The sequence below is a fragment of the Methanolapillus africanus genome (assembly GCF_032714475.1).
GTDB classification, from domain to species: Archaea; Halobacteriota; Methanosarcinia; order Methanosarcinales; family Methanosarcinaceae; genus Methanolapillus; species Methanolapillus africanus.
The window spans coordinates 45248-68928 of record NZ_JAWDKD010000008.1; the positions used below are offsets into that span (position 1 = coordinate 45248).

A 23681-nucleotide genomic window follows, 5' to 3' on the forward strand; every position below is an offset into this window, starting at 1 on the left:
GACCGACTATTGAGATAAATCCGCTGCCGTTTGACCGATTTTGAAAAAGTCGATGTCCTTGGACCGCGACACTTCATAATCGTAAGCCGTCGCCAAGTTTTCATAGCCTAATCCGCTTTCCGCCACCACGTCAATGTATCCGGACATACCGGTTCCCTTCTTTTTGGCAAAAACGCCGTTGGTGTTCATGATGAGAACGTGAGAAATTGACCGTGAAAAGCTGCCGGACGTCGGCTCGACGCCGGAAACGGCTTTCGCACCCGAAATCATTTCCATCGTGTTGTCAATGCATTCTTCCAAAGGCATTCGAATAATCCGATCATCAAAAAGACCGGCGACCGGCGTATAGTCCGCCTTCTCGGGCAGACTCTTGAAGAACGGATCCGGATCCATGACTTTTGCAGACCCGACGGCGTTTTTGACGCAGTCCGTTAAACTGCTTCTCACGTTTGTTCCGGAAAAACCGACCGCGCCGTTCACAACCGCCCGAACGCCGTAGCCAGTGTTGGTGCTGCACCGGGCGGTTTCGATAATATCCTTTTTGAAGTTAATCATCGTCGCCCGTTTCATCGAATAAATAATTTCAGCGTCTTTCGCCCCCAATTTTTGAGCCAAAGCGAGCGCTTTTTCAATATCGTCCATGACGCTTCCGAAAACCTGTTCCTCGTCGCGTTCGGCGTCTAAAATGCAATCCATTTTAAGCACCCCCGACCGTGGCTTTGGAAATAGAGAGATGCGGTGCGCCGTCCGACACCGGAACTGTCTGTCCGGCTTTGCCGCAGTGTCCGGCGGTCAGCTTCAAATCGTTGCCGACGTGCGTGACCTGATTGAGAATTTCGAGAACGCGGCCCGACAGCGATACGTCGCGGACAAGCTCCTGAATTTCGCCGTTTCGAATCATATAACCTTTCTCGGCGTTGAATTGGAAAACGCCTTCGCCGGTATTCACTTGGCCGCCGCGGGAGCCGACCAAATAAATGCCGTCCCGGACGTCTTCCAGCATTTCCTCGAATTTCGTGTCCCCGTTTTCGATATAGGTGTTGCTCATCCGAACGACCGGAATGGAATACCCTTGAGAGCGGGCGTTTCCGGAACAGCAGTTGAAAATGCCGGCGGTTTCCCGGGAATGCATATAAGAATTCATGACGCCGTCCTGAATCAAAACGGTTCGTTTCGACTCGACGCCTTCCGAATCAAACGGGAAGTACCCGTATTCGTGAACCGTCGCGTCGTCGACGACGGTAATGAGCGGCGAACCGACTTGTGTTCCGAGCCGGTCTTTTAAAACGGAATCGTTTTGAAGCACCAAATCCGCTTCGGACGCATGCCCGACGGCTTCGTGCGTAAACACGCCCGCCAATTCCTGATCCAAAATCACCGGCATTTGACCGCCTTTGGGCGTTTTAGCTTTCAGCATTTCTTTGGCCGTGGCGGCTGCGTTTTTCGCCAGCGCGAACGGATCGTATTTCTTAAAAATTTCATAGCCGGAGATGGTGAATTTGCTTTCCCGGCCCATTTGATAAACGCCGTTTTCAGACGCAACGGCCGACACCGAAAAGCCGGTCCGGACCAGCCGGTATTCCGCTTCAATGCCTTCCGAATTTTCATAACGCGTCTTTAAGATGCTTTCCGAATAGGAAACGCGCGTATTTTTGATGCCTTCTTCCCGGGCAAACTTCTCAATTTCGCGCAGCATTTCCACTTTTTCTTCAATACTGATGTCTTCCGGATTGATCTGAGCCGCCGGAACGTTTCGGACAACCGGATTTGAAATCGGTTCCAGCTTGATTTTTTCTTTCGGCGTTTTTTGATTCATCCCGGCCGCCAAACCGGCGGCGTTTTGAATGCCGTCTTGGATATCGGCGTCGCCTTCCACCGACGTGTATCCCCACGACCCGTCGGCAAGCGCCCGAATCCCGGCGCCTTTTGTATAGTTTTTAGAAATGTTTTCGATCTTTCCGTTATCCAGGACAATTACCATCGCCCGCCCCTCAATACGGTTCGAATCATAAAATTGAATATTTTTCATCTTTTTTTGACCTCTTGTTTTTATTTTATGATTTCCTGTTTTTGTTCGTTCTTCATTCGTATTTTAATTAATGCAGTCGTTTTTCAGAAATTATCGTTCAGGCGTCCGTTTTGTTTTTTAAATTTTCATTTTTTGACTTCGTTTTTATTTTTTTTAATTATATTTTTATGTCCTTGACATTTATGTTCCTATTCAAATAACATTCTATTACAGATTTATTTTATAGTTTAAATTATTTAAAAGTAATAATTTCAGATGTAATATATAATAATACATTATAATATATCAAGAATAATGTTTTAAGCAGGGCAACTTATATAAATTTAAACCGATATTTTGGATTTAGTGATTTCAAATGATCGGACTTAAAGAAATGGCATATGTTTTTGTCGGAACCGCAATTTTGAGTGCAGTCCTTTTTGCATGGTATGCATTCGGCACAGACTTCTTCAACTTTGATTACACCAGCAACACCCAGCAATTCATCGCCACTTTCGTCGGCGTCGCGATCTGTTTGGTGACATACGTGATTGCAAAACCGCAATCCTGATTTAAAAATTAATGATTATAATTTATAAAACCGCATGAATCAAATCATTTTGATTTATGCTTTTTTTATTTCAAATAGAACATACAAAATTATTTAATAATGAGTTGATTCAGCAATGGATAGATTCAGATCCGGTTTATGAATCATATGAAAATGAGAATAAGTGTAAACCCATATAAACCTTTTTTAATTTTATTGACTGTTATAATTTTAAAAAAAATAAAACAATGAAGATTGAATTCAATCTCATTGTTTACGGACCGGTAAATCGCCGAATTTACTCGGCGTGTTCCGGTTTTAGGGCTTCCGCCAGTTTTTTGAGGAACGCGTCCTTTTTCGGGCTGTCGACCAAAGCGTATTCCAAAACTTCGGTGATCGTGGAAACAGTCACAATCTCAATGACGTCTTTGTAAGCGTCTTCGATCATGACGTCCAGCTCATTCGATTTCGGAATGATGACTTTCTTGATGCCGGATTGCGCGGCCGCTTCAATTTTGTAAGTCACGCCGCCGACCGGAAGCACATCGCCGCGAACGGACAAGGAGCCGGTCATCGCCACGGACTGGTTCACCGGAATATTTTCGTAAGCGGACATCACGGCCGTCGCAATTGAAATGGACGCGCTGTCGCCTTCGACGCCTTCGTATGTGCCGACGAACTGAATGTGAATATCGATGGCTTCGATGTTCTTTCCGGTGACTTTTTTAATCACGGCGGACACGTTTTTCACGGCTTCGCGGGCAATGGTTTTCAATTGTCCCGTCGCAATGATGTTTCCTTCGGAACCGGACAGAGACGGGGTGACTTCCGACAAAATCGGAAGAACGATACCCGAATCACCGCCGATCACGGCCAAACCGTTGACGCGGCCGATTTCGCCGCCGCCCCGGAGGAACGACTCGTAATCTTTCTTGTTTTCCAAATACCGGTCAGCCAGCTGCTGTTCGATGGACCGGGAAATCTTTTTGGCTTTCAGCACGTGGCTTGCGGTGGTGTATTGAGCGCCGTCGGCGCCGGCCAAGTCGCCGGCCACACGGACGAGACCGCCCAAATCACGGAGTTTCAGCGTCAAATGACCTTTCTTTCCGGAGCGGCGTTTTGCTTCCCGGATGATTTCCTTCACGGCGTCCTCGTCAAACTGCGGAATCCGGCCGTCGCGCATGACTTCCTGAGCCACGAACCGAATGTATTTGTCGCGGTTTTCGGGCGTGTCCGGCATGGAGTCGCGCATGTAAACTTCATAGCCGTATCCTTTGATTCTGGACCGAAGCGCCGGATGCATTTTTTCAAGCGCGTCGACGTTTCCGGCGGCCACCATGATAAAGTCGCAGGGAACCGGTTCGGTTTTAACGAGCGCGCCCGAGCTTCTTTCAGACTGTCCGGTAATCGCGTATTCTTTTTCCTGAAGCGCCGTCAGCAAGCTTTGCTGGGATTCGATGCCCAAGATGTTGATTTCGTCCAAAAACAAAACCCCTTTGTGGGATTTGTGAATGTCTCCGGCTTCCACACGGTCGTGCGCCGGTGTTTCAAGACCGCCGGACTGGAACGGGTCGTGGCGGACGTCGCCGAGAAGCGCGCCCGCGTGTGCGGCGGTCGCGTCCACATACGGCGCATGCTGCTTGTTGTAATTGGAGACGAGGAGTTTGGGGATGAGCGCGTCGTCGCGGCCGATAAATTGGCGGGCGAGCGTCATGAATAAAATACAAACGAAAAGGCCGATGAGAATCTGATTCGTGATGACGGCGTAAATCATAATGCCGACCATCAGCGCGAGCATAATCATGGTTTTCGATTGCGATTTTTTCTGCGCCTCGGCGCGGTGGGCGGCAACGATTTCGCGTCCTTTGCCGGCCGGCACCCGGCGGATGCGCGGGTTGTTGTTGTCCTCCGCATTCGGGTAAACCAAAATGTCTTCCAGTTCTTCTTTGGGCAGCAATTCCGCCATCGCTTTCGCGAGGAGCGATTTTCCCGTACCGGGCGTTCCGATCATCATGACGTGGCGGCGCTGGCTGGCGGCCTTCTTCACGATTTCAACGGCGTCTTCCTGTCCTAAAATTTGATCGATCAAAAGCGGCGGAACGTTGATTTCACCCGTGTTTTTAAATTGAATACCCAGCTCAATGTTTTCATTGTCGTTGGGAATATCTTTAATTTTCACGTTTTGCGTGTCCGACGCCGCCGGAGCTGAAGGATCAGAGAACTCTTGATTGTCCACAGTGTCTACTGTGAGTCCTTTGAAGTTATCCATTGCTATCACATGTTATTTTTAAAAAAAAGATGTAATCGTTGAATCTATTTTAAGTTATGGAATTAATGGCTTACTTATATGAACAATTCTATAAGAATTTAACTAAAATTCGGACGGCGCGTCGGAATTTTTCATAAGCGGCAGATGTCCGAACCCTTTCGTCGCATGACAAAACAGTCCTTTGCCGTGAAAAACAAATCGGTAAAATGAAAAACAACAAAAACACCATTTCCGGTAAAACCAAACTTAAAATAGAATCGGCGCTTTCATCTGTTCAAAAACCGCGGCGATTGTATGAAACCGAACCAACTCTTTGTGTTATTGTTTGCTCTTTCCGTTTTGCTGATTTTCTTGGCGACGTTTCACGTTTCCGCAACGGTTCAAACGGACATCGACGTCAAAGAAATGACGATGACGTTTCACGATACGGGCGCCACCGCCGAAATTCATTATGAAATCGGGCTTCTGACGCATATTTACACCTTCTTTTTCGGAAGCCGGAATTTAGATCCGTACATCAGCGACTTCTTGGTCAGCTTTCCGGATTACAGAATTGTGTCCATCGGCAGCGAATCGGCGACGATAGAACTGTATAACGTGACGCGGACCAGCAATAATTATTACCTGCACGATGCACACCAATTAGGCAGCACGGTCGATTTACTGGTTTTGGTTTACCCGAACGGCCAAACGAAAACATATGAAAACGTATCGGAAACGCCAAATACGTTCTATGAGAGATAAAATAAGAACAGACCCGGTTTTAAAAAACGCTGACAAAAAAAGTGCCGCTGAAATGCGTGTGCGTGCTGCCGTCCAAAGAAATAAAAAATAAAAAAAGAAAATGTCAAATCCGAAACGGATTATTGACATTCGTCGTCTGTTTTATAAATTTTGACGTCCAGTTCTTCCGCCAAAAGCGGTCCGCCGGTAACGCCAAATGCTTTGAAATGATCGGATGCGACATGGCTGTCGAAAATATTCTGCGTTTTCCACTGCTCGACCATGATGAAGGTGTCTTCTTTTTCGGTGCTTTCGTAAAGCGCGTAACTGATACATCCGGGTTCGGCGCGGCTTTTCGCGATCAGCGGTTTTGTGGTGAGTAAAAACTCTTCTTTAAATTCGGGTTTAATTTTCATATAAGCCAAAACAATCAACATAAAAAAACCTCCGATTGGGTGTTTAATGACATTGCTTATATAATTTGGCATATGGCTAAACATTTAAGAATATACCGCCATATAGCGAATAGATTCAAGAATGATCGCCGTCGAACCGGACGCTTTTGGCCAACAGTTTCAACGGTTTTGAATCAACGTTGTACCCGTCAACCGTCACCAAAAAGTTATCCACCGTCCAAATGTAACCGGCAGCCGTCACCGTATCTTCCGCCCCACCCGATTCAACGCCGCCGTTTGCGGCGTCCGGCGTATATGTGTAAGAATAACGGTATCCAGGCATGGAGTTGACAGCCGCTTTGATGACGGCGCGGTCTTGTTCCCCGGACCGGGCGTAATGCCGGGCGGCCAAATCGGCGGCAAGCAGCGACGCATTTTCCGGCGAATCCGCTGCCACGACATTGACATATGCAAACCCGTTCGGCACTTTATCCGGATTTTCGCCGGGACCTTTCATCCAATTATCCGGTTTTGAAAAATAAAGAAGAATGTCAGACGCCGGCATTTTCCAAAACTCAGCCGTAAACGGCGTTGTCTGTTCCCGGTAAGTGACATACAAATAAAATCCGGAATAGCCCGGATACGTATGGGAAGCGGTGGAATCAACAATGCCGCCGAAATCGGCTACTGTTATGATTTCCGAGTCAACCGTCGTTTCACCGGATTCGGCCGCAGCGGCAATTTCAGTTTCGGCGACAGTTGCCGGGGCGCCGTCCGGACTTTGTTCCAACGCAGTCGTGCCGTTTTCCCAAGACAAAATCGCTTCGGAATAATTATAGCGGGTGTCGTTGTAATAATCCCGGTTCAATGTTTTCGTCTCGATGTTGCCGACGACCGGTATTATATTTTTGAATTCGGCCAGAACGTTTTGAATAAAATAGGGGAAGGGCGCCGAATAAGTCTGCGTGCCGGACGCGTTTTCAAGATCTGCGTCATAAAAAATTTCCCGCGTATTTATATAATGAAATCCGGCCGGGCCGTCGACTTGAACCAGATCGGGAGAAAGCGTCCACTCAGGGTCAATGGCATGCGTCTGGACAAGCGCCGTCAAAACAACGGCGCCCAACATCAGCAGCAATGAAATGCCGGCAATGAATATTTTTTCTTGAGTGTTCGACATTTTTTCCCCGTTTTTTGAAGTTGTTTTTATGAATATTATATATGTACCATATTTTTATTTGATTGTTTTGTTCCGTCAAAACAGCAAAGTATTAGTATTATATAGAATATAATATATTAAAATAAAAATAATTGTAATCGGAGTCGGAGTTTATTAATAGAAATTATTATTAATAAGGAGATTCCATTATAGTTGTTTAGATTTTACACAAGGAGGAAATGACATGGATTTTACAACACTTTTTAAAGCGCCTGAATCGGAAGGAAAAGAGAAGCACGTCCCGGTGATTGATATTTTAAAGAACCACGGCGGAAAAGACGAAACGCTTGTGTTGGTGACCGTCGGCAAAGAAGTGCCCCACCCGAACACCATTGAACACCACATTGTGTGGATTGAGCTCTACGGCGTCAAAAAAGACACAAACCAAGTGATTTGCCTCGGCCGCCAAAACTTTGCGCCGACGTTTACGGACCCGACCTCCAAATTCAAGGTCAAGCTCGACGACTTCAAAGCCCTCGGCGCTTTGGCTTACTGTAACATTCACGGGGTCTGGAAAAATACCCTTGACCTTTAAATCAAAATGATGAACACGGAGAGAAATGAATCCATCCGGATCATTTCTTTCCTCCTTTTTTATCTGTTTCTGTTATTCTTTTTTTGTTTTTTCTTGCGGCAGCCGGCGCGCGCGTGATGGCGGCACTTTTTTGAGAGGCGATTGGGAAAATGACCGCTGTTTTCGTAGAAGCGTCAATTTCCACTACATTTATATTTGATTCTCTCGTTATCTCATCCATTTAGAAAAATCAATCCCAAAGGAACACATTATGCAGCCGCTTCATCATATTATATCTACCCGCGAATATTCCCGGGAAATGCTTGACGAAATATTGGAAATGGCGGAAAAATTAGAACCGATTGCAAGGGGCGAACAAACCACCAAAATTATGGACGGAAAATTACTGGCGCTTCTCTTTTTTGAACCCAGCACGCGAACCCGGATGTCTTTTGAAACTGCGATGCTTCGGCTCGGCGGTCAAATCATCAACATGGGATCGGTGGAAGCCAGTTCCATTGCGAAAGGCGAATCGCTGGCCGACACCATTCGCGTGGTGTCCCGGTACGCCGACGCGGTTGTTTTGCGCCATCCGCGCGAAGGGGCCGCTCTCATGGCGTCCGAATTTTCTTCTTCTCCGATTATTAACGGCGGCGACGGCGCCGGCCACCACCCGACTCAAACTCTTTTGGACCTGTACACCATCAAGCGTGAAAGCAAACTGGACAACCTCAACATTGCTTTGGCCGGCGATTTAAAATACGGGCGGACGGTTCACTCACTTTGCTACGCGCTTTCCCGCTACGGCGCTAAAATCAATCTGGTGTCGCCGCGCGAATTGGAACTGCCCAAGCGCATCGTTGACGACTTAAAGGCGCGCGATATCAAAGTTCATATCGCCCATTCGATGGAAGACGTGATTGACGAAGTCGATGTCCTTTACATGACCCGCATTCAAAAAGAGCGGTTCCCGGACCCGGCGGAATTCAACCGCGTGTCCAACAGCATGCGTATTACGGAAGAGTTGATTGAAAACTGCAAACCCAATCTGAAAATTATGCATCCGCTGCCGCGTGTGAATGAGATTTCACCGGCGGTCGATAAAACCGAGCACGCCGCTTATTTCAAGCAAGCGTTTTACGGCGTCCCGGTTCGGATGGCGATTTTGTGCAAAGTCCTGGGGGTGGACATATGAGCGAAAAAAACACCCGCTCGAAGAAGCTCGGCGACAAAAACGACTTGCGGATTAAGGCGATTGAAAACGGCACTGTGATCGACCACATCACGCCCGGGCAAGCGCTCAACGTTTTAAAAATCATCAGCGTCGGCGAAAATTTCAAAAACACGGTCAGCGTCGTGATGAACGCCGGCGGCGCGCGCGGCGACAAAGATGTGGTGAAAATCGAAGGCAAAGAATTGACGGAAAAGGAAGTGGCTGCCATCTCCTTGTTGTCGCCCAAAGCGACCGTCAACATCATCCGCGACTTTATTGTGATCGAAAAGAAGCAAGTCAAAACACCGGAATGCGTGAACGGCATCATCAAATGTCTCAACCCGAATTGTATTTCCAACAGCAACGAGCCGATTGACAGCCGGTTTTTCGTCAAAGAATGCCACACAGGCGCGCTTCTTTTGAGATGCGCATACTGCGAAAGCGTGATGACGGAAAATTTGATGATGAATTTTAAATAAAAACTTTTTTTCTTTTTTTGGCGGCGGCATGCGCGCGCGTTATGGCGGCACTTTTTGTTTGCGAGCAAGCAAAAAATGTCCCCGATTTCTTTTTTTGAGTTGAACGAACGGCGACTCTAATTTCTATTTTTGAGTTGAACGAGCCGCCCCGTTTAAACAGACGCCTTTGGCGTCTGTTTAAGCGGATATCGCAGAATGGGAAGACACAATCAGAAACAGCAGATGCAAAACAGAGCAAAGTGACTCCTGTATTGTTAGAAACAGATGCTGAAAACCGAAACAAGAATCATGTGTATTGTTAGAAACAGTTGGTACAAAACGGTACCAAGAAAAGACTGTATTGTTAGAAAACAGTTGATGCAAAACGGTACCAAGAAAAAACTGTATTGTTAGAAACTGTTGATGCAAATCGGTACCAAGAAAAATCTGTATTGTTAGAAACAGTTGATACAAAACGGTACCAAGAAAAGACTGTATTGTTAGAAACTGTTGATGCAAATCGGTACCAAGAAAAGACTGTATTGTTAGAAATTGTTGATGCAAATCGGTACCAAGAAAAGGCTGTATTGTTAGAAACAATTGATGTAAACGATTCTAGAAAATACAAACTTTATGCGACCGAAGGGAGCTGTTCGCGAAGCGAACTTACAGAATTAGACTCCCACCGCCCTTGAAAAATTCGCGAAGCGAATTTTTTAGGAGACCTTTTCGCCATCGATTTCCATCACGGATTGGAGCGGATCGATGAAAATCACTTCCTTGCCGTCCATGTACATCCGCACGGTGCCGCCGGACTCTGAAACAATGACGGCGAGCGCAATCGTATCTCGTGTGATGGAGGCTGACGACAAATGCCGGGTTCCGAGGCCTTTTTCAAGATTCAGATCCCGGGTGTCCACGTCCAAATACCGGCCGGCGGCCAAAATTTCGCCGACGGAGGAAACGATGAACACGCCGTCCAATTGGGAGAAGCCCATGACGGATTCCCAGTTTTCTTTCCGATTGATGTTGGTTTCAACGGTTTCCTGGGATTTGTACGGGTTTAAAATCATTTGATGGGAACGCGTCATCACTTCTTCTTCGTCGCCGATGATGAAAGCGGTGCCGACTTGTTTGCCTTCCCGTCCCTTGGTGGCGATACTGAGCGCCAGGTGAAGAACGCTGCGCAGCGTCTCGGGGGAAATGCGTTTCTCACATTCCCGCAGCAGGCGGATGGTGTTGCTTTCCGCCATGTTGTGCACAACGATGGAATAAGATTCATGGAAATGAACGACGCCGACCACAATGCCCATTTTGATGTTGCCGAGCGCATATTCAATGGCGGCGGCTGTCTGGAGCATGGACGTGTTGCATTCCGCTTCTTTTTTGATGGCGGAAGCAACTTCTTTGATTTGCGGCTGGCTGTCCTGTTTGATAAAAGAAAGTTTTTCAATCACGGTTTTCAAATGCAGGGAAATGTTGATGACCGGAATCTGAGGCGGCAGATTTTCAAGAGAAAGATCTCCGAAGATGAAAACAGCCACTGCTCCGAGCGACTGCGCCAACGTTGCGGCCGATTCTTCAATCACGTCTTTGCATGATTGAGACGTGTCGGCGGCGTTTTTGGCGGAACAAGATTCCGAAGTTGAGATTTCCATACGAACCCGTTATTGATTTTTTAAAGAGCGTCAGCCGATTCTATTAAACAATATATTTATTTCTCTATTTTTAAGAAAAGATAAAGATATTTGAAACGATGTTTCATATAATCCGTATGATTATTCATACGATTCTTATCGGCTTTATAATAAGAAGATTTTTATTTTATAAATACTTTGTAGTAAGTTTTTCGTTTTTTCGGTATCTGTCTCGCCCAAATTATCGACAAAATTGGGTTGTTTGTCGACAATAAACTTAAAAACGGATTGAAAAAGAAAAGGATTAATAAGATTTCAGAGTATTGTGTTTAAAATTTGACGTGCCATTCGAATTATTTGTCAATTATTTGTATCGTTATCATTTATCATATTACGATTTAAGAAGCTGAGGCATTTTATGAGAGAAGAGATTTGGATTGAAAAATACCGGCCGATGAAGCTGGACGACGTTTTCGGTCAAGACGAGACGATCGAACGTTTAAAATCTTATGTCAAATCCGGCAACCTGCCGCACTTGTTATTTACGGGTCCGCCCGGCGTCGGGAAAACCGCGTCGGCCGTTTCCATTGCGCGGGAAATGTTCGGCGAATTTTGGAACGAAAATTTTACGGAACTCAACGCTTCGGACGAGCGCGGCATCGATGTCGTCCGGAACAAAATCAAAACGTTTGCCAAAACGGCGCCGATCGGCAACGCTGCTTTTAAAATCATCTTTTTGGACGAAGCGGACGCCCTGACGTCGGACGCTCAATCCGCTTTGCGCCGCACCATGGAGCGTTACAGCGGAAACTGCCGCTTCATTCTCTCCTGCAACTATTCTTCAAAGATTATCGAGCCGATTCAATCCCGCTGCGCCGTTTACCGTTTTAAAAGTTTGTCGGACGACGCTGTGTTTAAACGCTTGAAATACATCGCCGACGCCGAAGGCCTGAACGTGACCGACGACGGTCTCGACGCGCTCGTTTATGTGGCGCGGGGCGACATGAGAAAAGCCGTCAATTCGCTTCAAGCCGCCGCGTTCATTCAAAAAGACATCGACCGGGAAACGATTTACAAAATTACGGCGACGGCGCATCCGGAAGAAATCCAGGATCTGGTCAACACGGCGCTGTCCGGCCAATTCAAAGACGCCCGGGAAAAGTTGTCTAAACTTGTTTTTGATCAAGGGCTTTCGGCCGACGACGTGATCGGTCAAATCTACCGCGCGCTGTTTAAACTGGATTTGTCGGACGTCGAAATGATCAAAATGGTGGACGCGGTCGGCGAAATCGACTTCCGGATCGCGGAAGGCGCCAACGAAAAGATTCAGTTGGAAGCGCTGATTGCACACTTTGCTCTGCTCCGGAAACAATGAATTTGAGTGATTCACATCAAAAATCGCTTAAATTCTCAATTTTTATTTTTTGATTTCGTTTTAAAATTTTTGTGTTTTTGTTTTTAATTTTTTGAAATATCATTGAAAAGGATAGAAAGAAATGGATTTTGCAACGCCGATTATTGAATTGCTGGCCGGTGTGCCGCATTGGATTGTTGTCATGTTTTTGTCGATGGTGCCGGTTGTCGAACTTCGGGGCGCGATTCCGGTCGGCATCGGTTTGTTCGGCATGAATCCGATCGTTGTTTTCGTGTTGTCCGTCATCGGCAATATGATTCCGGTTTTTTTCATTTTTTACTTCCTGGATCCCGTGTCCAAATTTTTATCCAAGCACAGCAAGCTGTTCGCGAAATTCTTTGATTGGCTGTTCAGCCGCGCCGAAAAGAAAGGAAAAAAGAATATTGAGCGCTACAAGGATTTGGCGCTGATGGTTTTTGTCGGCATTCCGCTGCCGCTCACCGGCGCTTGGACCGGAACGGTGATCGCGCTTGTTTTCGGATATCCGTTCAAGAACGCGTTCATTTCCATTTTCTTGGGCGTGATTATTGCGGGAATTATCATGACGATTTTGACAATGACAGGCGTTCAGGTTTGGGATTTTATCCGGCCGGCCTGAAATGAAAAAAATAAAGAATAAACCAAAAACAGAAAAACGAATCAAAAACAAAACAATAAAAAACGGAATTGTTAAAAATGGATTTTACGACCCCTGTTGTTGAATTATTAGCGGGTTTTCCGCCGTGGCTTGTCATTATGATCATATCTGCGCTCCCGGTTGTGGGACTTCAAGGTTCGATTCCGGTCGGCATCGGCCTTTTTGACATGAACCCGATTGTGGTCTTGGGGTTGTCCGTCTTGGGGAACATGATTCCCGTTTTCTTCATTTTTCATTTGCTGGAACCGGTGTCCAAATTTTTGTCCAAAAGAAGTCCGTATTTTGAAAAATTTTTCAAATCCGTCTACGAATGCGCTGAAAAACAAGGACAAGGCAAAGTGAAGAAATACAAAAGCTTTGCCTTGATGATGTTTGTCGCATTTCCGATGCCGATGACAGGCGTTTGGATGGGAACGGTTGCAGCAATCGTCTTTAGATTTCCGTTTAGAAACGCGTTTTTTTCCATTTTTGGGGGCGTCGTCATCGTTGGCATTGTGATAACAATCGCCACTGTCACCGGAATTCATATTATTGATTTTTTATATGATTTGATTGTAACGCGGAATGACTTGATTTAAATACGAAAAAGCCGAATGGTTATGAAACAAAAAATCAGAACCATACGCATAATCAAAATCAATCAAAATCATCAAAACCGAATCATACATAATCAAAAGACAAACTCGGAGAACAAAATGGATTTAACGCATTTATCCCCTCTTTTTTTTAAAGAACTCAATCTTTCCGGCAGCTTTTTTTTCACGGAAAACTCTTTTTCGGACCAGTGCCGGCTGTCGGCCGGCACTCCTCAGCTGGCTGAACTTTGCGGCATGGCGACCGTCGGCTTGTTTGATTTTGAAACCGCTTTGCTTAAGACCGATTCGGAAAATATCGGATTCGTTTTAATTGAACGAAACGGCGATTGCGGCGACTGTTTAATCTTTTCGCCCGCCGCGTCGTCCGCCGAGATCAAAGATGAATTTTCGGATTTGTTGGACACCCTGTTGTCGTTTGCAACGCCGACGCACACCGTAGTCATTTCCGCCGGCGATTTGAGAGAAGACATTACTGAATATTATTCCAAAGACGCATTGGCGCTTTTTGAAGAGCAGAATTCGAAGATTCCGGCGTACGATTCCGTTTATTCGGTCCGGCGGGTCGAAAAAGCCCGGGAAGCGTTTTTGAAGATGATAGCGGAAACCGGCGCTTCCATTTCAGGCGAGTCGTCCGTTTTGGAAATCTGCTGCGGCAACGGCATGTCCACGCTGGCGCTTTACGCCGAAAACCTTCACCCCGTTTGTTTGGACGTCAACACGGAAGACATTTGCACCGGTCTTTTCCATGGCGTTTTAAATCCCGCCAAAACCATGATTATGGACGCGACAAAGCTTTCCGATACGTTTGACGAGAATTCGTTTGACATTGTCGTTGGATTTATGATCGGCACCGTTTACGAATTTAACAAACAGGTTTGGTTCGCCATCGTTGACGAGGCGGCGGCCATCCTCAAAAAAGGCGGCTTTTTGTTCCTGACGCTGCGAACAGAAGCGGAAACCGTTATGATTGCGGATTACTTGAAAAGCATCGGGTTCCCCGGAAAAATGATGGATAACCGCGATGAAGAAACCGGATATGATCAATGGATTTACGTTGGGAAAAAACAGTAAGTAAAAATTCCGTATTGAAAAAGTGACCCGCAAACATTTTTCCAAAATCAAGCAAACCACCCCGCAAACATTTTTCCAAAATCAAGCAAACCATCCCGCAAACATTTTTCCAAAATCAAGCAAACCATCCCGCAAAATCAGACGCTTTGCGTCTGTATTTTGCGGAATCCGATCAGTAAGATACATTCCAATTTACAGAACAGATTGCACCTGCAGTTTCTAATTTATAGATTGAGTTGCACCTACTGTTTCCAAAAATACAGTTGTTTCCGAATCCGATTTGCATTTGAAGTTCCTAACAATACAGATATTACTTGTTCCAAATTGCACCTGTTGCTGCCACTTCCAATCTCAGATTTAATTGGAATCCGCTTAAACAGACGCAAAGCGTCTGTTTAAGCGGGATGGTTTGCTTGGGATGAAGAAAGATAAGCGTGAAACTGAAAGAAAATAAGTAAAAACAGCCCCAAACGAAAAAAAAACAAAATAAAAAATGAACCATTAAATTTATTGAAATCAAAAACAAAAATGCCCCCTGCTTTCATTGGCTCAAAAAGAAAAAGTATCGCCATAACGCGCGCGCAGCGGCTCGCCAAAAAAACCAAAACAACCAAAACAAAAAAACAAATCAAATTCCATGTTTTTAAAAACAGATTTTCAGAAATCAGCCGATTTTAAGCGTTTTTTTGAAAAATCTATATAAACCTTTATATAGAATCGCTCATCTATTCCTTTATTCTTAAAATATACTTTTATTGAACCTAATATTTGAATATTTTTTGATTGTTAGAATCCTAAGAATCAAAAATATTCCCGGAATCGCCACACAGAGTTTTGTTATATTCATTGTGAATATTGTTTATTTTATTCGGAAGGATATTTTATGGTTGATGTCAAACAAGAACTTGAACTCCTGAGACAAAAACTTCTGGACCTGTCTCTCAATAACAATTTATTAAATTACACACCGTCCAAAAAAAGAACCATCGAGATTAATAACGAAAATATTTCGGAGATCTACGACATCCTGGTCGTTCAGGAAAAATCCATGAAATTCCGGGCGAACGGCACGGAAACAAAAACGAAAAAAACAGCAGCAAATGCGGCCGCACTTGACGCGGACATGGAAGCTGACGAGGACGAAACCGGACTTTTAAGAAACATTCTCAAGAAAAAGGAACCCGTCGCCAAAGAAAGCGGCGTCATGCTGGAAACCCCGTTCACGCCCGACGACCTCGAAAACCGCCTCTTTTACGCCAACAATCAATCGATCGCTATCTTTGAAGAACAAGGTTATCCGATTTTGTATTTGGCGACCGGATTTTTGGAATGGACCGACAGCGCCAAAAAAAGCTTTAAAGCACCGCTGATTCTCATCCCGGTTCAATTCAAACGCGTCGGCACAAAACGTAAATTTACAGTCCAGTGGACCGGCGACGATATTTTCGCATCCATCACCCTCAAGGCCAAACTTCTGGAATTCGGACTCGAACTCCCCGAATTCACCGGCGCCGAAGACAAACACGCCGTCGACTTCTATCTCAAAGCCGTCGAAGATCTCATTTCCGAAAAAGACGGCTGGAAAGTCACAACGGACGCCTACCTCGACTTTTATAACTTCAAGAAATTCGTGATGTACAAAGACCTTGACCCGGCCGTTTGGCCCGACGGCAAAGGTCCGGAAACCCATCCGCTCATCAACCAAGTCTTTAATCCGTCCCTTCCGGAATATGACGGCGGATTCCTGGAAAACGACGTTGACCTCAAACTCAAAACCGAGGACATTTACCATATCGTCAACGCCGACTCCTCTCAAATCGCGGTCATCGAAGACGTGAAAGCCGGCCGCAACTTAGTCGTTGAAGGTCCGCCCGGCACCGGAAAATCGCAGACGATCACCAACCTGATCGCCGAATTGCTCATCATGGGCAAAAGCGTCCTCTTCGTCAGTGAAAAAATGGCCGCGCTGCAAGTCGTTCAAAAACGCCTCGACACCATCGGTCTCGGCGACATGTGTCTTGAAGTTCACAGCCACAAAGCCCAGAAAAAAGCCGTCCTCGATGAACTCGAACGCACACTCAAACGCCAGCCGCCGATGGAGAAAAATTTCTCCCAAGACCTTGTCGAACTTGAAAATCTCAAATACGAACTCAACGAATACGCCAAAGCCCTCAGCCTCAAAGTCGGCCCGATCGGCAACACCGTTTACGACGTTTACGGCATCCGCGAAGACGTCAATCACTACTTTACGGTTGAAAAACGAAAGATGAAGACCGTCGAATTCTCGCACCCCGAAAAGTGGGACAAAAACCAGTGGATGCAAGCCATTTCTATTTTGGAAAAAATGACGGACACGCTCCCCGGTCTCGGCAGCGTCAAAGAAAACCCCTGGAACGGCTGCGCTCCCGGCATCATTTTGCCGCCTGATTCTCAAAGAATCGAATCCGATATTGAAGACGCCGTCTCCCGCGCTCAAAAAATGGACGCAGCCATTGACGCCATCGTCGGCAAAACCGGACTGATCGCGCCCTCTTCCATGAGCGGCGTCGAGAGTTTCCTCGACACGGCGGAAATTATTCTCGCGTCCCCGAAAGTGGACCGCATGGTTCTGAGAAACATCATTCAGTCCGATAATCAAAAAGCAGGCGCGCAACTGGCTCAAAAAGCCAAACGGTTTAACGATCTCGACAAACAAATTGAAGACATTTTCACGTCACAAATATTCGACATCGATATCGAATCCTACCTCCTGAAATCCGGAAAACTGCTGAAGTTCATGGACAAGGATTTGAAAACTCAAAAAACAGCCGTCTTGAACTGTTACATCAAACGCGTCGACAAAAACGACGCCGAAATCAAAGCCGACCTCCAGAAAGTCCAGGAAGTCAAAGACTTGAACCGCGAGCTCGGCAACTTGAAACAAAAAGCCACCACTCTTTTCGGACCGTTTTGGGACATCGGGCAAAAAGACCCGGCCGTTCTCGACGTCTTTTTGGAATGGTCGGAACACTTCGCCCGCTTGGTGAAAAAGGAAGCTGTGACCGACGACACATACATTAAGATTGAAAAAGGCATTGAAAAAGACGAGGTCCTCAAAGCGATCGGCGACGTCAAAGAGTCTTATGCCGGCCTTCCTGAATCCGTTCTTCGGATTGTAAACGGAATCGGCGGCGATGCGTCCATGTTCTTTAAACCCGGTGCCGTTACCGAAACCACCATTGACGCGTTCAAAACAAAATCTGCCGCAGCAGAATTCGGATCCGCCGAATACAATGCCGACGAATTCAGGGCTGGCGGTCTTGCCGCCGCAGCCGGAAACCCCGGCGGAATCGATATGTCCGAAGCCGCTTTTGCGACAGACCCCGCATTCCGTTCCGCCGCGTCGGTGGTTCCGTGCGACGACGACAACGCCGACGAATTTGATTTGCCCGACATGCCGCCCAAAAAGCAATACGCGTTTGCGGTTGAAAATCCGTCCTTTTCGGAATCCGTTTCCGCAAAATCACTCCGCGCCCGTCTTGAAAAGTGGCATGAAGAATTGCCGTCGCTCGTTTTATGGAGCCAGTTCCTGATTTACCGCGACCAGTGCCACCACACCGTGGCGGCGCCGATGATGGATATGATCGACGGCGACGCCGTCCTGCCGGAAGACATCATTCCGACCTTTAAAGGAAACTACGCCGACGGCGTTTTGCGTGCGGAATTCATGAAAAAGCGCGTTCTCTCTACGTTCATTAAAGAAGTTCACGAAAGCAAGCTGCACAAATTCTCGGACCTTGATGAAAAGGTCATTTTGAAAAACCGCGACCGGATCAACACCGGCATTTACAACCAAATGCCTCAAATTTACGTCGGCGCGTCGCGCGAATCCGAAGCCGGCATTTTGCTCAACGAGTTCAACAAAAAGAAAGCGCATATGCCGATCCGTCGCCTGATGTCCAGTGCCGGCGGCTTGATTCAAAAGATCAAACCCTGTTTCATGATGAGCCCGCTGTCGATCGCGCAATATTTGGACCCACTGACCACGTCCTTTGACGTCGTTATTTTTGACGAGGCCAGTCAGGTTCGTCCGGAAGACGCCCTGGGCGCGCTTCTCCGCGGCCGGCAAGTGGTCGTGATGGGCGATTCCAAACAGTTGCCGCCGACAACGTTCTTCGAAAACCTCTTGGAAGGCGACGACGAATACAACGAAGACGTCGTGTATTCCGACGTCGAAAGCGTTTTAAACATCTGTAAACGCAGTTTCCCGTACAAGACGCTGCGCTGGCACTACCGCAGCCGCCACGAATCGTTGATTGAAGTGTCCAACAACGAGTTTTACGGCAATCACCTTTACGTTTATCCGTCGCCGCTTCATGAAGACCGGAACATGGGCCTTCAGCTGCGCTATCTCAAAGACACCGTCTACGAACGCGGAAAATCGGGAACCAACCGGGAAGAAGCCCGGATTGTGGCGCAGGAAGTCATCCGCCATTTCATCAATTATCCCGACAAAACCCTTATGGTCGGAACTTTTAACGTGAAGCAGCAGGAAGCCATCCAAAAAGAAGTGGAAATTTTGGTGAAAAACACGCCCGGATTTGAAAAGGTTTTCAACAACGAGAAAGGTGAAAACTTTACCGTCAAAAACATCGAAACCATTCAGGGAGACGAGCGCGACGTGATTTTCGTCAGCGTCGGATTTGGTTTTGACCAAAACGGCAAACTCTCCAAGAACTTCGGCCCGCTCAACCGCGACGGCGGAGAACGTCGCCTTAATGTGCTTTTCACACGCGCCCGCGAAAAATGTACGATCTTCTCAAACTTCACCGCCATCGATTTAGATGTCGGCGACGAGGATCCTGCCGGCCTGCGCATCTTAAAAGCGTTTTTGACGTACGCCGAAACGAAAACGCTGTTGTCCAAAATGCCGGAATACCAAAGCGATGAAGCCACTTTTGATGATTCCGTGCACACGTTCCTCAAAGAAAACGGCTATCAACTCCATCAAAAAGTCGGCTGCGCCGGCTACAAGATCGACATGGCCGTTGTGAACGAAAACGTTCCCGGACATTATCTGATCGGCATCGAGTGCGATGGTCCGCAGTATTTCAATTCCCACGTCGCGCGCGACCGCGACCGCCTCCGGCGCGAGGTTTTGACGGGACTCGGCTGGACGCTGTACAGGGTTTGGTCGACCGACTGGTACATGAACCCGCAAAAGAGCCGAAAGAGCCTCCTTGATGCCATTGAAAAAGCAAAGGAAAACGCGAAGAATATCAAGCCGGCCGACGAAAAAGTGCCGGAGTCGGACGAAACGACCGCGCCGGACACCAAAGACGTCACTGCCATTTTGAAATTTATCGACGAACGCGAATCTGAGATTCAAAAGCAAAAGAAAGCGGCGCCGAAAGCCGGTATGGACGAAGAAGTCAAACCAAAAACAGCCGACACAGAGTGCTGCGATGATTTGATCATTATGGACGAAGAAGAGGAATTCATCATCGGAATCCATGAGAAAGTTCCGGCTGAAAAAGAAAAGCCGAAAGCAAAACCAAAGGCTGAACCAAAGCCGAAAAAAGCGGTTGAACAAAATGATCTGACGGATTCACTTGCGGAAGAGACAAAAGTTGAGGATATCATCATTGGAGAGGCTGTTATTGAAGAAGCCGTTATCGAAGAAATCGTCGTTGAAGAAATCGTCACAAAAGAAGAAACGCAACCCGTTCCCAAAGAAAAAGCGTCTCCGGCAAAAGCCGCCAAGACGGAAACCGTCAAAGTCACCGCAACAGCCGCCGACACCGACACCATCAAAAAGAAAACGTATGTCGAAGAAGACGACTGCGTGATTGTGGAAAGCGTCAGCAAGTCCGAGCCGAAGCCGAAATCCAAACCCAACACAAAACCGGAAGAAACGGCCGCAGTGAGCGGCGACGAGATGGATATTGAGTTTTATGGCGACGACGAATTCACCGAATTGTTAGACATTGACGACCCATTCTCGGACAATCGGATTTTGACGGACGCGACGGAAGAAATCTTCGACGTCGCCTATTTGATTCAAAACGGCATTCCGAAATATGAAGGCTGCACCGGCATTGATTTGCCGTCGACGGACAATTTGCTGGAAATTCCGCGCCACAAACTGGAACACGAAATTGTTGAAATTGTGACCGCAGAAGGACCGATTCATAAAGAACAGCTGATCGCCGTCATCAAAAAACAATGCGACGTCAAGCGTATGACAAAACCCATGCGGGATATGATTATTCGGGAAATCTCGTCCGCCGAGAAATCCAATTACATCCGCGTCCGCGGCAGTTATTTGTGGCCGGCGAAATCGCGCGGCTGTCTCGTCCGCCGCCGCGAAGGCGATCTTCTCGATATCGAATGGATTTGCGACGAAGAAATTCTTCAAGCCGCCGTTTACGTTTTGAAGACTCAGTACTCGATTCCGAAAGACCAGTTGGTGAAACAAGTGTCCTTAGCATTTGGATTTAAGGCGCTACGCCCCGCCGCTAAAGAAAAAATCGACAGCGTTGTAACGGAAGCAATTGAAGACAACAAATTGGTGACGCTGCCGAATGGGAAAATTTATTTGGATGAATGATTTCATCCAAATATTTCAAAACGGTTCAAATGAAACGAAATTTGAATCGATTAAAAGTCAAAAGATCGAATATCAAAAATATCAAATTAGATATCGAAATCAAATAAATAAACAAAAACGAGCAGAACATGTTTACAGATTTGTCAGTCCTTGAAACAAAATACGATATCATCGTTGCCGGTGCCGGCCCTGCCGGCTCCCTCGCCGCCAAATATGCGGCGCTTGGAGGCGCCCGTGTTTTGCTGCTGGACAAAAAGAAAATCATCGGCAAACCGTTTCAGTGCGCCGGATTCGTTCCGGCGTCTTTTGAAATCGAAGAACTGGTTCCGGGACTTGTTTTGCCGGATGAAATGAATGAAAAAAACATTCCGACCGACTGTATTTTGACAAAAACGATGACTCAAAAGCTTATTTCTCCGGATTTGCATACCAAAGAATTTCCGGTCAACGGTTTTGTTCTTGACCGCGAGCGTTTTGATTATCAATTGGCTGAACAAGCCGAACGCGCCGGCGCCGATGTTTTGCCGGGCGCGCTCATTCAAAAGATCAATGCGGACGAGCATGGCGAATTTAAATCTGTTCAGATCAAGCACGAATCCGGTCATATGGAAATCTTTGGGAAAATCATAATTGGCGCAGACGGCCCTGTTTCCATGGTTGGCAAAACGTTCGGGCTCGTTCACTCACCATCCGAACGAACCAAGACGGGAGCGCCGTATGAACGCGGCCTCGGTTTTGAGTACAAAATGGAAAACGTCGACACGGATATGGAAACGCTGGAAATGTATTTCGGGAACCGTTATGTTCCGGGCGGTTACGTTTGGATTTTTCCGGAAGGCAACGGCAAAGCCAATGTCGGGCTTGGGCTTCGGCGTTCGCTTTGTAGCGAGCAAATGTCGGCCAAGGCTTTTTTGGACCGCTTCATATTGGAACACCCGATAGCTTCTGAAAAACTGAAAAATGCAACCATTACGGACAGCACCGCCGGCATTATTCCGGTCGCGGGCGCGCCGGAACGGACCGCAACGAAAACAGCGCTTGTTGCCGGCGATTCAGCCGGACATGTGATGGCCACCAACGGCGGCGGCGTTCCGTTTGCGATGGCAGCGGGAAAAATGGCGGGACGGATTGCGGCGGAACAAATTGAAAAACAAAAACAAAATCAAAATCAAAATTCAGAGATTTCAGTTTTGGAATACGACGCCGTTTGGCGCAAAGACTTCGGAGACGCGCTGTCGGCGACCGTTGACGCCCGAAAATTGATGGACAAATTCATCGTGTCGGATAAAATGATGAATGCGGCTTTTAAATTGCTGCCGGCGGACCAGCTCAAAGCCATGCAGTGCGGCGATTTGCCGAAATCAGTGAGGATTGGACTCAATTTGTTGTTGAGATAAAATAAAATGTTGATTTATTTAAAAAACTTGATTTTTCCAGATCGTTCTGACAGACTTAATTATCTCCAAAAAGATTCGTTTCTCCAGTTTGGTGGGAATCCCATCTCATTTAACTTAACGGACGGATATTTATTAATCAAGTCAAAAAATCGTTGTTTGAAATCATTTTGAGGATCAATTGCATTGAGCAAATATTGAATACAACAAAGAGATGCGTACATTTTATTACCGGAGACACTCATATTTTGAACAAAACCGCCCGGTAACCCGTTTATAGGCAACATTATGCTCCACACCGTTCGATTCCACAATCGCCCATGATGGGCGCAAATATTTCGAATAATACTGATGCAGTGGAACCAATTTTCTAACATATCCAAAGAGGACATTTTAAAATGATCTTTGATATCTGTTTTACACGGGTCGGCGTTTAAATTTTCAAAGAATTTAGAAAGCTCCCCAAAACTCAGGATTTCAAGTGATTTCCAACATTCAATCGATAAAGGAGGGTAATGTTTGAAATGATGAATGATAAAAAGTTCCTTACTGGAGTTCAATGCTTGTTTATGCTTAGATAAAAAATCCAAATGCTTTGATGAATCTTTAAAATATCGAGATTTTCGATACCAATTTTCTCCATACTGCATCGCATAACAAAAAATGACTTGAGCCCGTAATGCAATTTCAATTTTTTCAATCGCATTAAAAACCAAAGACCTGAATGCGCTATCAAAATTATATAATTCGATGACATTTTCAAAAAAAGTTCCGGGTTTGAAATATCGATTAGAATCCTGAAAGGCAAACATGTATCCCTTTAATCTATAATAGTTATTATTTGAAAGAAAAAGTTCAGTTGCCGCTTCATTCTCAAAATTTAAACCCTTTGTTTTTAAATTTTGGACCTGATCTTTGATCGAAAGCGGCTTGTTCGGCATTTTAGCAACCATAAAAGAAAAAAGAATAAATTGGAATAGCCTGCCGAGTGGGC

20 protein-coding genes are annotated in these 23681 nt (G+C 46.3%); 12 read left to right on the forward strand and 8 right to left on the reverse strand.

All coding sequences use genetic code 11. From position 1 onward, the window contains the following. Window positions 1-6: 6 nt before the first annotated feature. Window positions 7-696: a PmbA/TldA family metallopeptidase gene (locus tag MsAg5_RS02025; RefSeq protein ID WP_338098946.1), complete on the reverse strand. Its 690-nt coding sequence runs from the start codon at window positions 694-696 to the stop codon at window positions 7-9. A 1-nt stretch (window position 697) separates the two neighbouring features. Then, window positions 698-2029: a TldD/PmbA family protein gene (locus tag MsAg5_RS02030; protein WP_338098947.1), complete on the reverse strand. Its 1332-nt coding sequence runs from the start codon at window positions 2027-2029 to the stop codon at window positions 698-700. A gap of 355 nt (window positions 2030-2384) precedes the next feature. On the opposite strand from MsAg5_RS02030, the gene MsAg5_RS02035 reads away from it, so the two are divergent. After that, the gene (locus MsAg5_RS02035; protein ID WP_338098948.1) at window positions 2385-2579 is read left to right on the forward strand and encodes a hypothetical protein; all 195 of its coding nucleotides are present in this window, start codon (window positions 2385-2387) and stop codon (window positions 2577-2579) included. Between the two features lie 277 nt (window positions 2580-2856). Here MsAg5_RS02035 and lonB read toward each other — a convergent pair whose 3' ends face one another. Next, on the reverse strand, window positions 2857-4827 hold the full coding sequence (gene lonB, locus MsAg5_RS02040; RefSeq protein ID WP_338098949.1) for an ATP-dependent protease LonB: 1971 nt from the start codon (window positions 4825-4827) through the stop codon (window positions 2857-2859). Window positions 4828-5121: 294 nt separating this feature from the next. Here lonB and MsAg5_RS02045 point away from each other — a divergent pair, with 294 nt between their 5' ends. Then, complete coding sequence (locus MsAg5_RS02045) at window positions 5122-5571, forward strand: hypothetical protein (protein ID WP_338098951.1); 450 nt, start codon at window positions 5122-5124, stop codon at window positions 5569-5571. A 119-nt stretch (window positions 5572-5690) separates the two neighbouring features. Here the strand turns inward: MsAg5_RS02045 and MsAg5_RS02050 are convergent, their stop codons facing one another. Both MsAg5_RS02050 and MsAg5_RS02055 read right to left on the reverse strand, forming a co-directional pair. Continuing rightward, a complete protein-coding gene (locus MsAg5_RS02050; protein ID WP_338098952.1) occupies window positions 5691-5987 on the reverse strand; it encodes a putative quinol monooxygenase in 297 nt (98 codons plus the stop codon). 94 nt (window positions 5988-6081) lie between these two features. Next, a complete protein-coding gene (locus tag MsAg5_RS02055; protein WP_338098953.1) occupies window positions 6082-7125 on the reverse strand; it encodes a hypothetical protein in 1044 nt (347 codons plus the stop codon). Window positions 7126-7348: 223 nt separating this feature from the next. Between MsAg5_RS02055 and MsAg5_RS02060 the strand changes: the two genes are divergently transcribed. Further along, a complete protein-coding gene (locus MsAg5_RS02060; protein ID WP_338098955.1) occupies window positions 7349-7699 on the forward strand; it encodes a class II SORL domain-containing protein in 351 nt (116 codons plus the stop codon). Between the two features lie 40 nt (window positions 7700-7739). On the opposite strand, the gene MsAg5_RS02065 is transcribed toward MsAg5_RS02060, so the two are convergent. Beyond that, window positions 7740-7919, reverse strand: a complete 180-nt coding sequence (locus tag MsAg5_RS02065) for a hypothetical protein (RefSeq protein WP_338098956.1) — start codon at window positions 7917-7919, stop codon at window positions 7740-7742. Between the two features lie 30 nt (window positions 7920-7949). Here MsAg5_RS02065 and pyrB point away from each other — a divergent pair, with 30 nt between their 5' ends. The 3 genes from pyrB (at window position 7950) to MsAg5_RS02080 (ending at window position 10044) form a co-directional block, all read left to right on the forward strand. After that, entirely contained in the window at window positions 7950-8873 is a 924-nt protein-coding gene (gene pyrB / locus MsAg5_RS02070; protein ID WP_338098957.1) for an aspartate carbamoyltransferase, read from the forward strand. Beyond that, window positions 8870-9370, forward strand: coding sequence for an aspartate carbamoyltransferase regulatory subunit (pyrI, locus tag MsAg5_RS02075; RefSeq protein ID WP_338098958.1), 501 nt, complete (start codon window positions 8870-8872; stop codon window positions 9368-9370). The genes pyrB and pyrI overlap by 4 nt, the downstream gene beginning before the upstream one ends. 386 nt (window positions 9371-9756) lie before the next feature. Continuing rightward, entirely contained in the window at window positions 9757-10044 is a 288-nt protein-coding gene (locus MsAg5_RS02080) for a hypothetical protein (RefSeq protein ID WP_338098959.1), read from the forward strand. A 21-nt stretch (window positions 10045-10065) separates the two neighbouring features. On the opposite strand, the gene MsAg5_RS02085 is transcribed toward MsAg5_RS02080, so the two are convergent. Beyond that, window positions 10066-11007 carry a DNA integrity scanning protein DisA nucleotide-binding domain protein gene (locus MsAg5_RS02085; RefSeq protein WP_338098960.1) on the reverse strand — a complete coding sequence of 314 codons (942 nt, stop codon included), beginning with the start codon at window positions 11005-11007 and terminating at the stop codon, window positions 10066-10068. A gap of 397 nt (window positions 11008-11404) precedes the next feature. Between MsAg5_RS02085 and MsAg5_RS02090 the strand changes: the two genes are divergently transcribed. The 6 genes from MsAg5_RS02090 to MsAg5_RS02115 all read left to right on the forward strand — a co-directional run bounded on the left by MsAg5_RS02090 (window position 11405) and on the right by MsAg5_RS02115 (window position 22690). Continuing rightward, window positions 11405-12361: a replication factor C small subunit gene (locus tag MsAg5_RS02090; protein ID WP_338098961.1), complete on the forward strand. Its 957-nt coding sequence runs from the start codon at window positions 11405-11407 to the stop codon at window positions 12359-12361. Between the two features lie 121 nt (window positions 12362-12482). Next, on the forward strand, window positions 12483-12998 hold the full coding sequence (locus MsAg5_RS02095; protein ID WP_338098962.1) for a COG2426 family protein: 516 nt from the start codon (window positions 12483-12485) through the stop codon (window positions 12996-12998). Between the two features lie 77 nt (window positions 12999-13075). After that, a complete protein-coding gene (locus MsAg5_RS02100) occupies window positions 13076-13615 on the forward strand; it encodes a COG2426 family protein (RefSeq protein WP_338098963.1) in 540 nt (179 codons plus the stop codon). A gap of 117 nt (window positions 13616-13732) precedes the next feature. Then, the gene (locus MsAg5_RS02105; RefSeq protein WP_338098964.1) at window positions 13733-14704 is read left to right on the forward strand and encodes a class I SAM-dependent methyltransferase; all 972 of its coding nucleotides are present in this window, start codon (window positions 13733-13735) and stop codon (window positions 14702-14704) included. Between the two features lie 883 nt (window positions 14705-15587). Continuing rightward, window positions 15588-21293 (forward strand): DUF3320 domain-containing protein, encoded by a 5706-nt coding sequence (locus tag MsAg5_RS02110; RefSeq protein WP_338098965.1) that lies wholly within the window; start codon window positions 15588-15590, stop codon window positions 21291-21293. Window positions 21294-21421: 128 nt separating this feature from the next. After that, a complete protein-coding gene (locus MsAg5_RS02115; protein ID WP_338098966.1) occupies window positions 21422-22690 on the forward strand; it encodes a geranylgeranyl reductase family protein in 1269 nt (422 codons plus the stop codon). Window positions 22691-22749: 59 nt separating this feature from the next. Here MsAg5_RS02115 and MsAg5_RS02120 read toward each other — a convergent pair whose 3' ends face one another. Next, window positions 22750-23628: an Abi family protein gene (locus MsAg5_RS02120; protein WP_338098967.1), complete on the reverse strand. Its 879-nt coding sequence runs from the start codon at window positions 23626-23628 to the stop codon at window positions 22750-22752. Window positions 23629-23681: the final 53 nt, after the last annotated feature.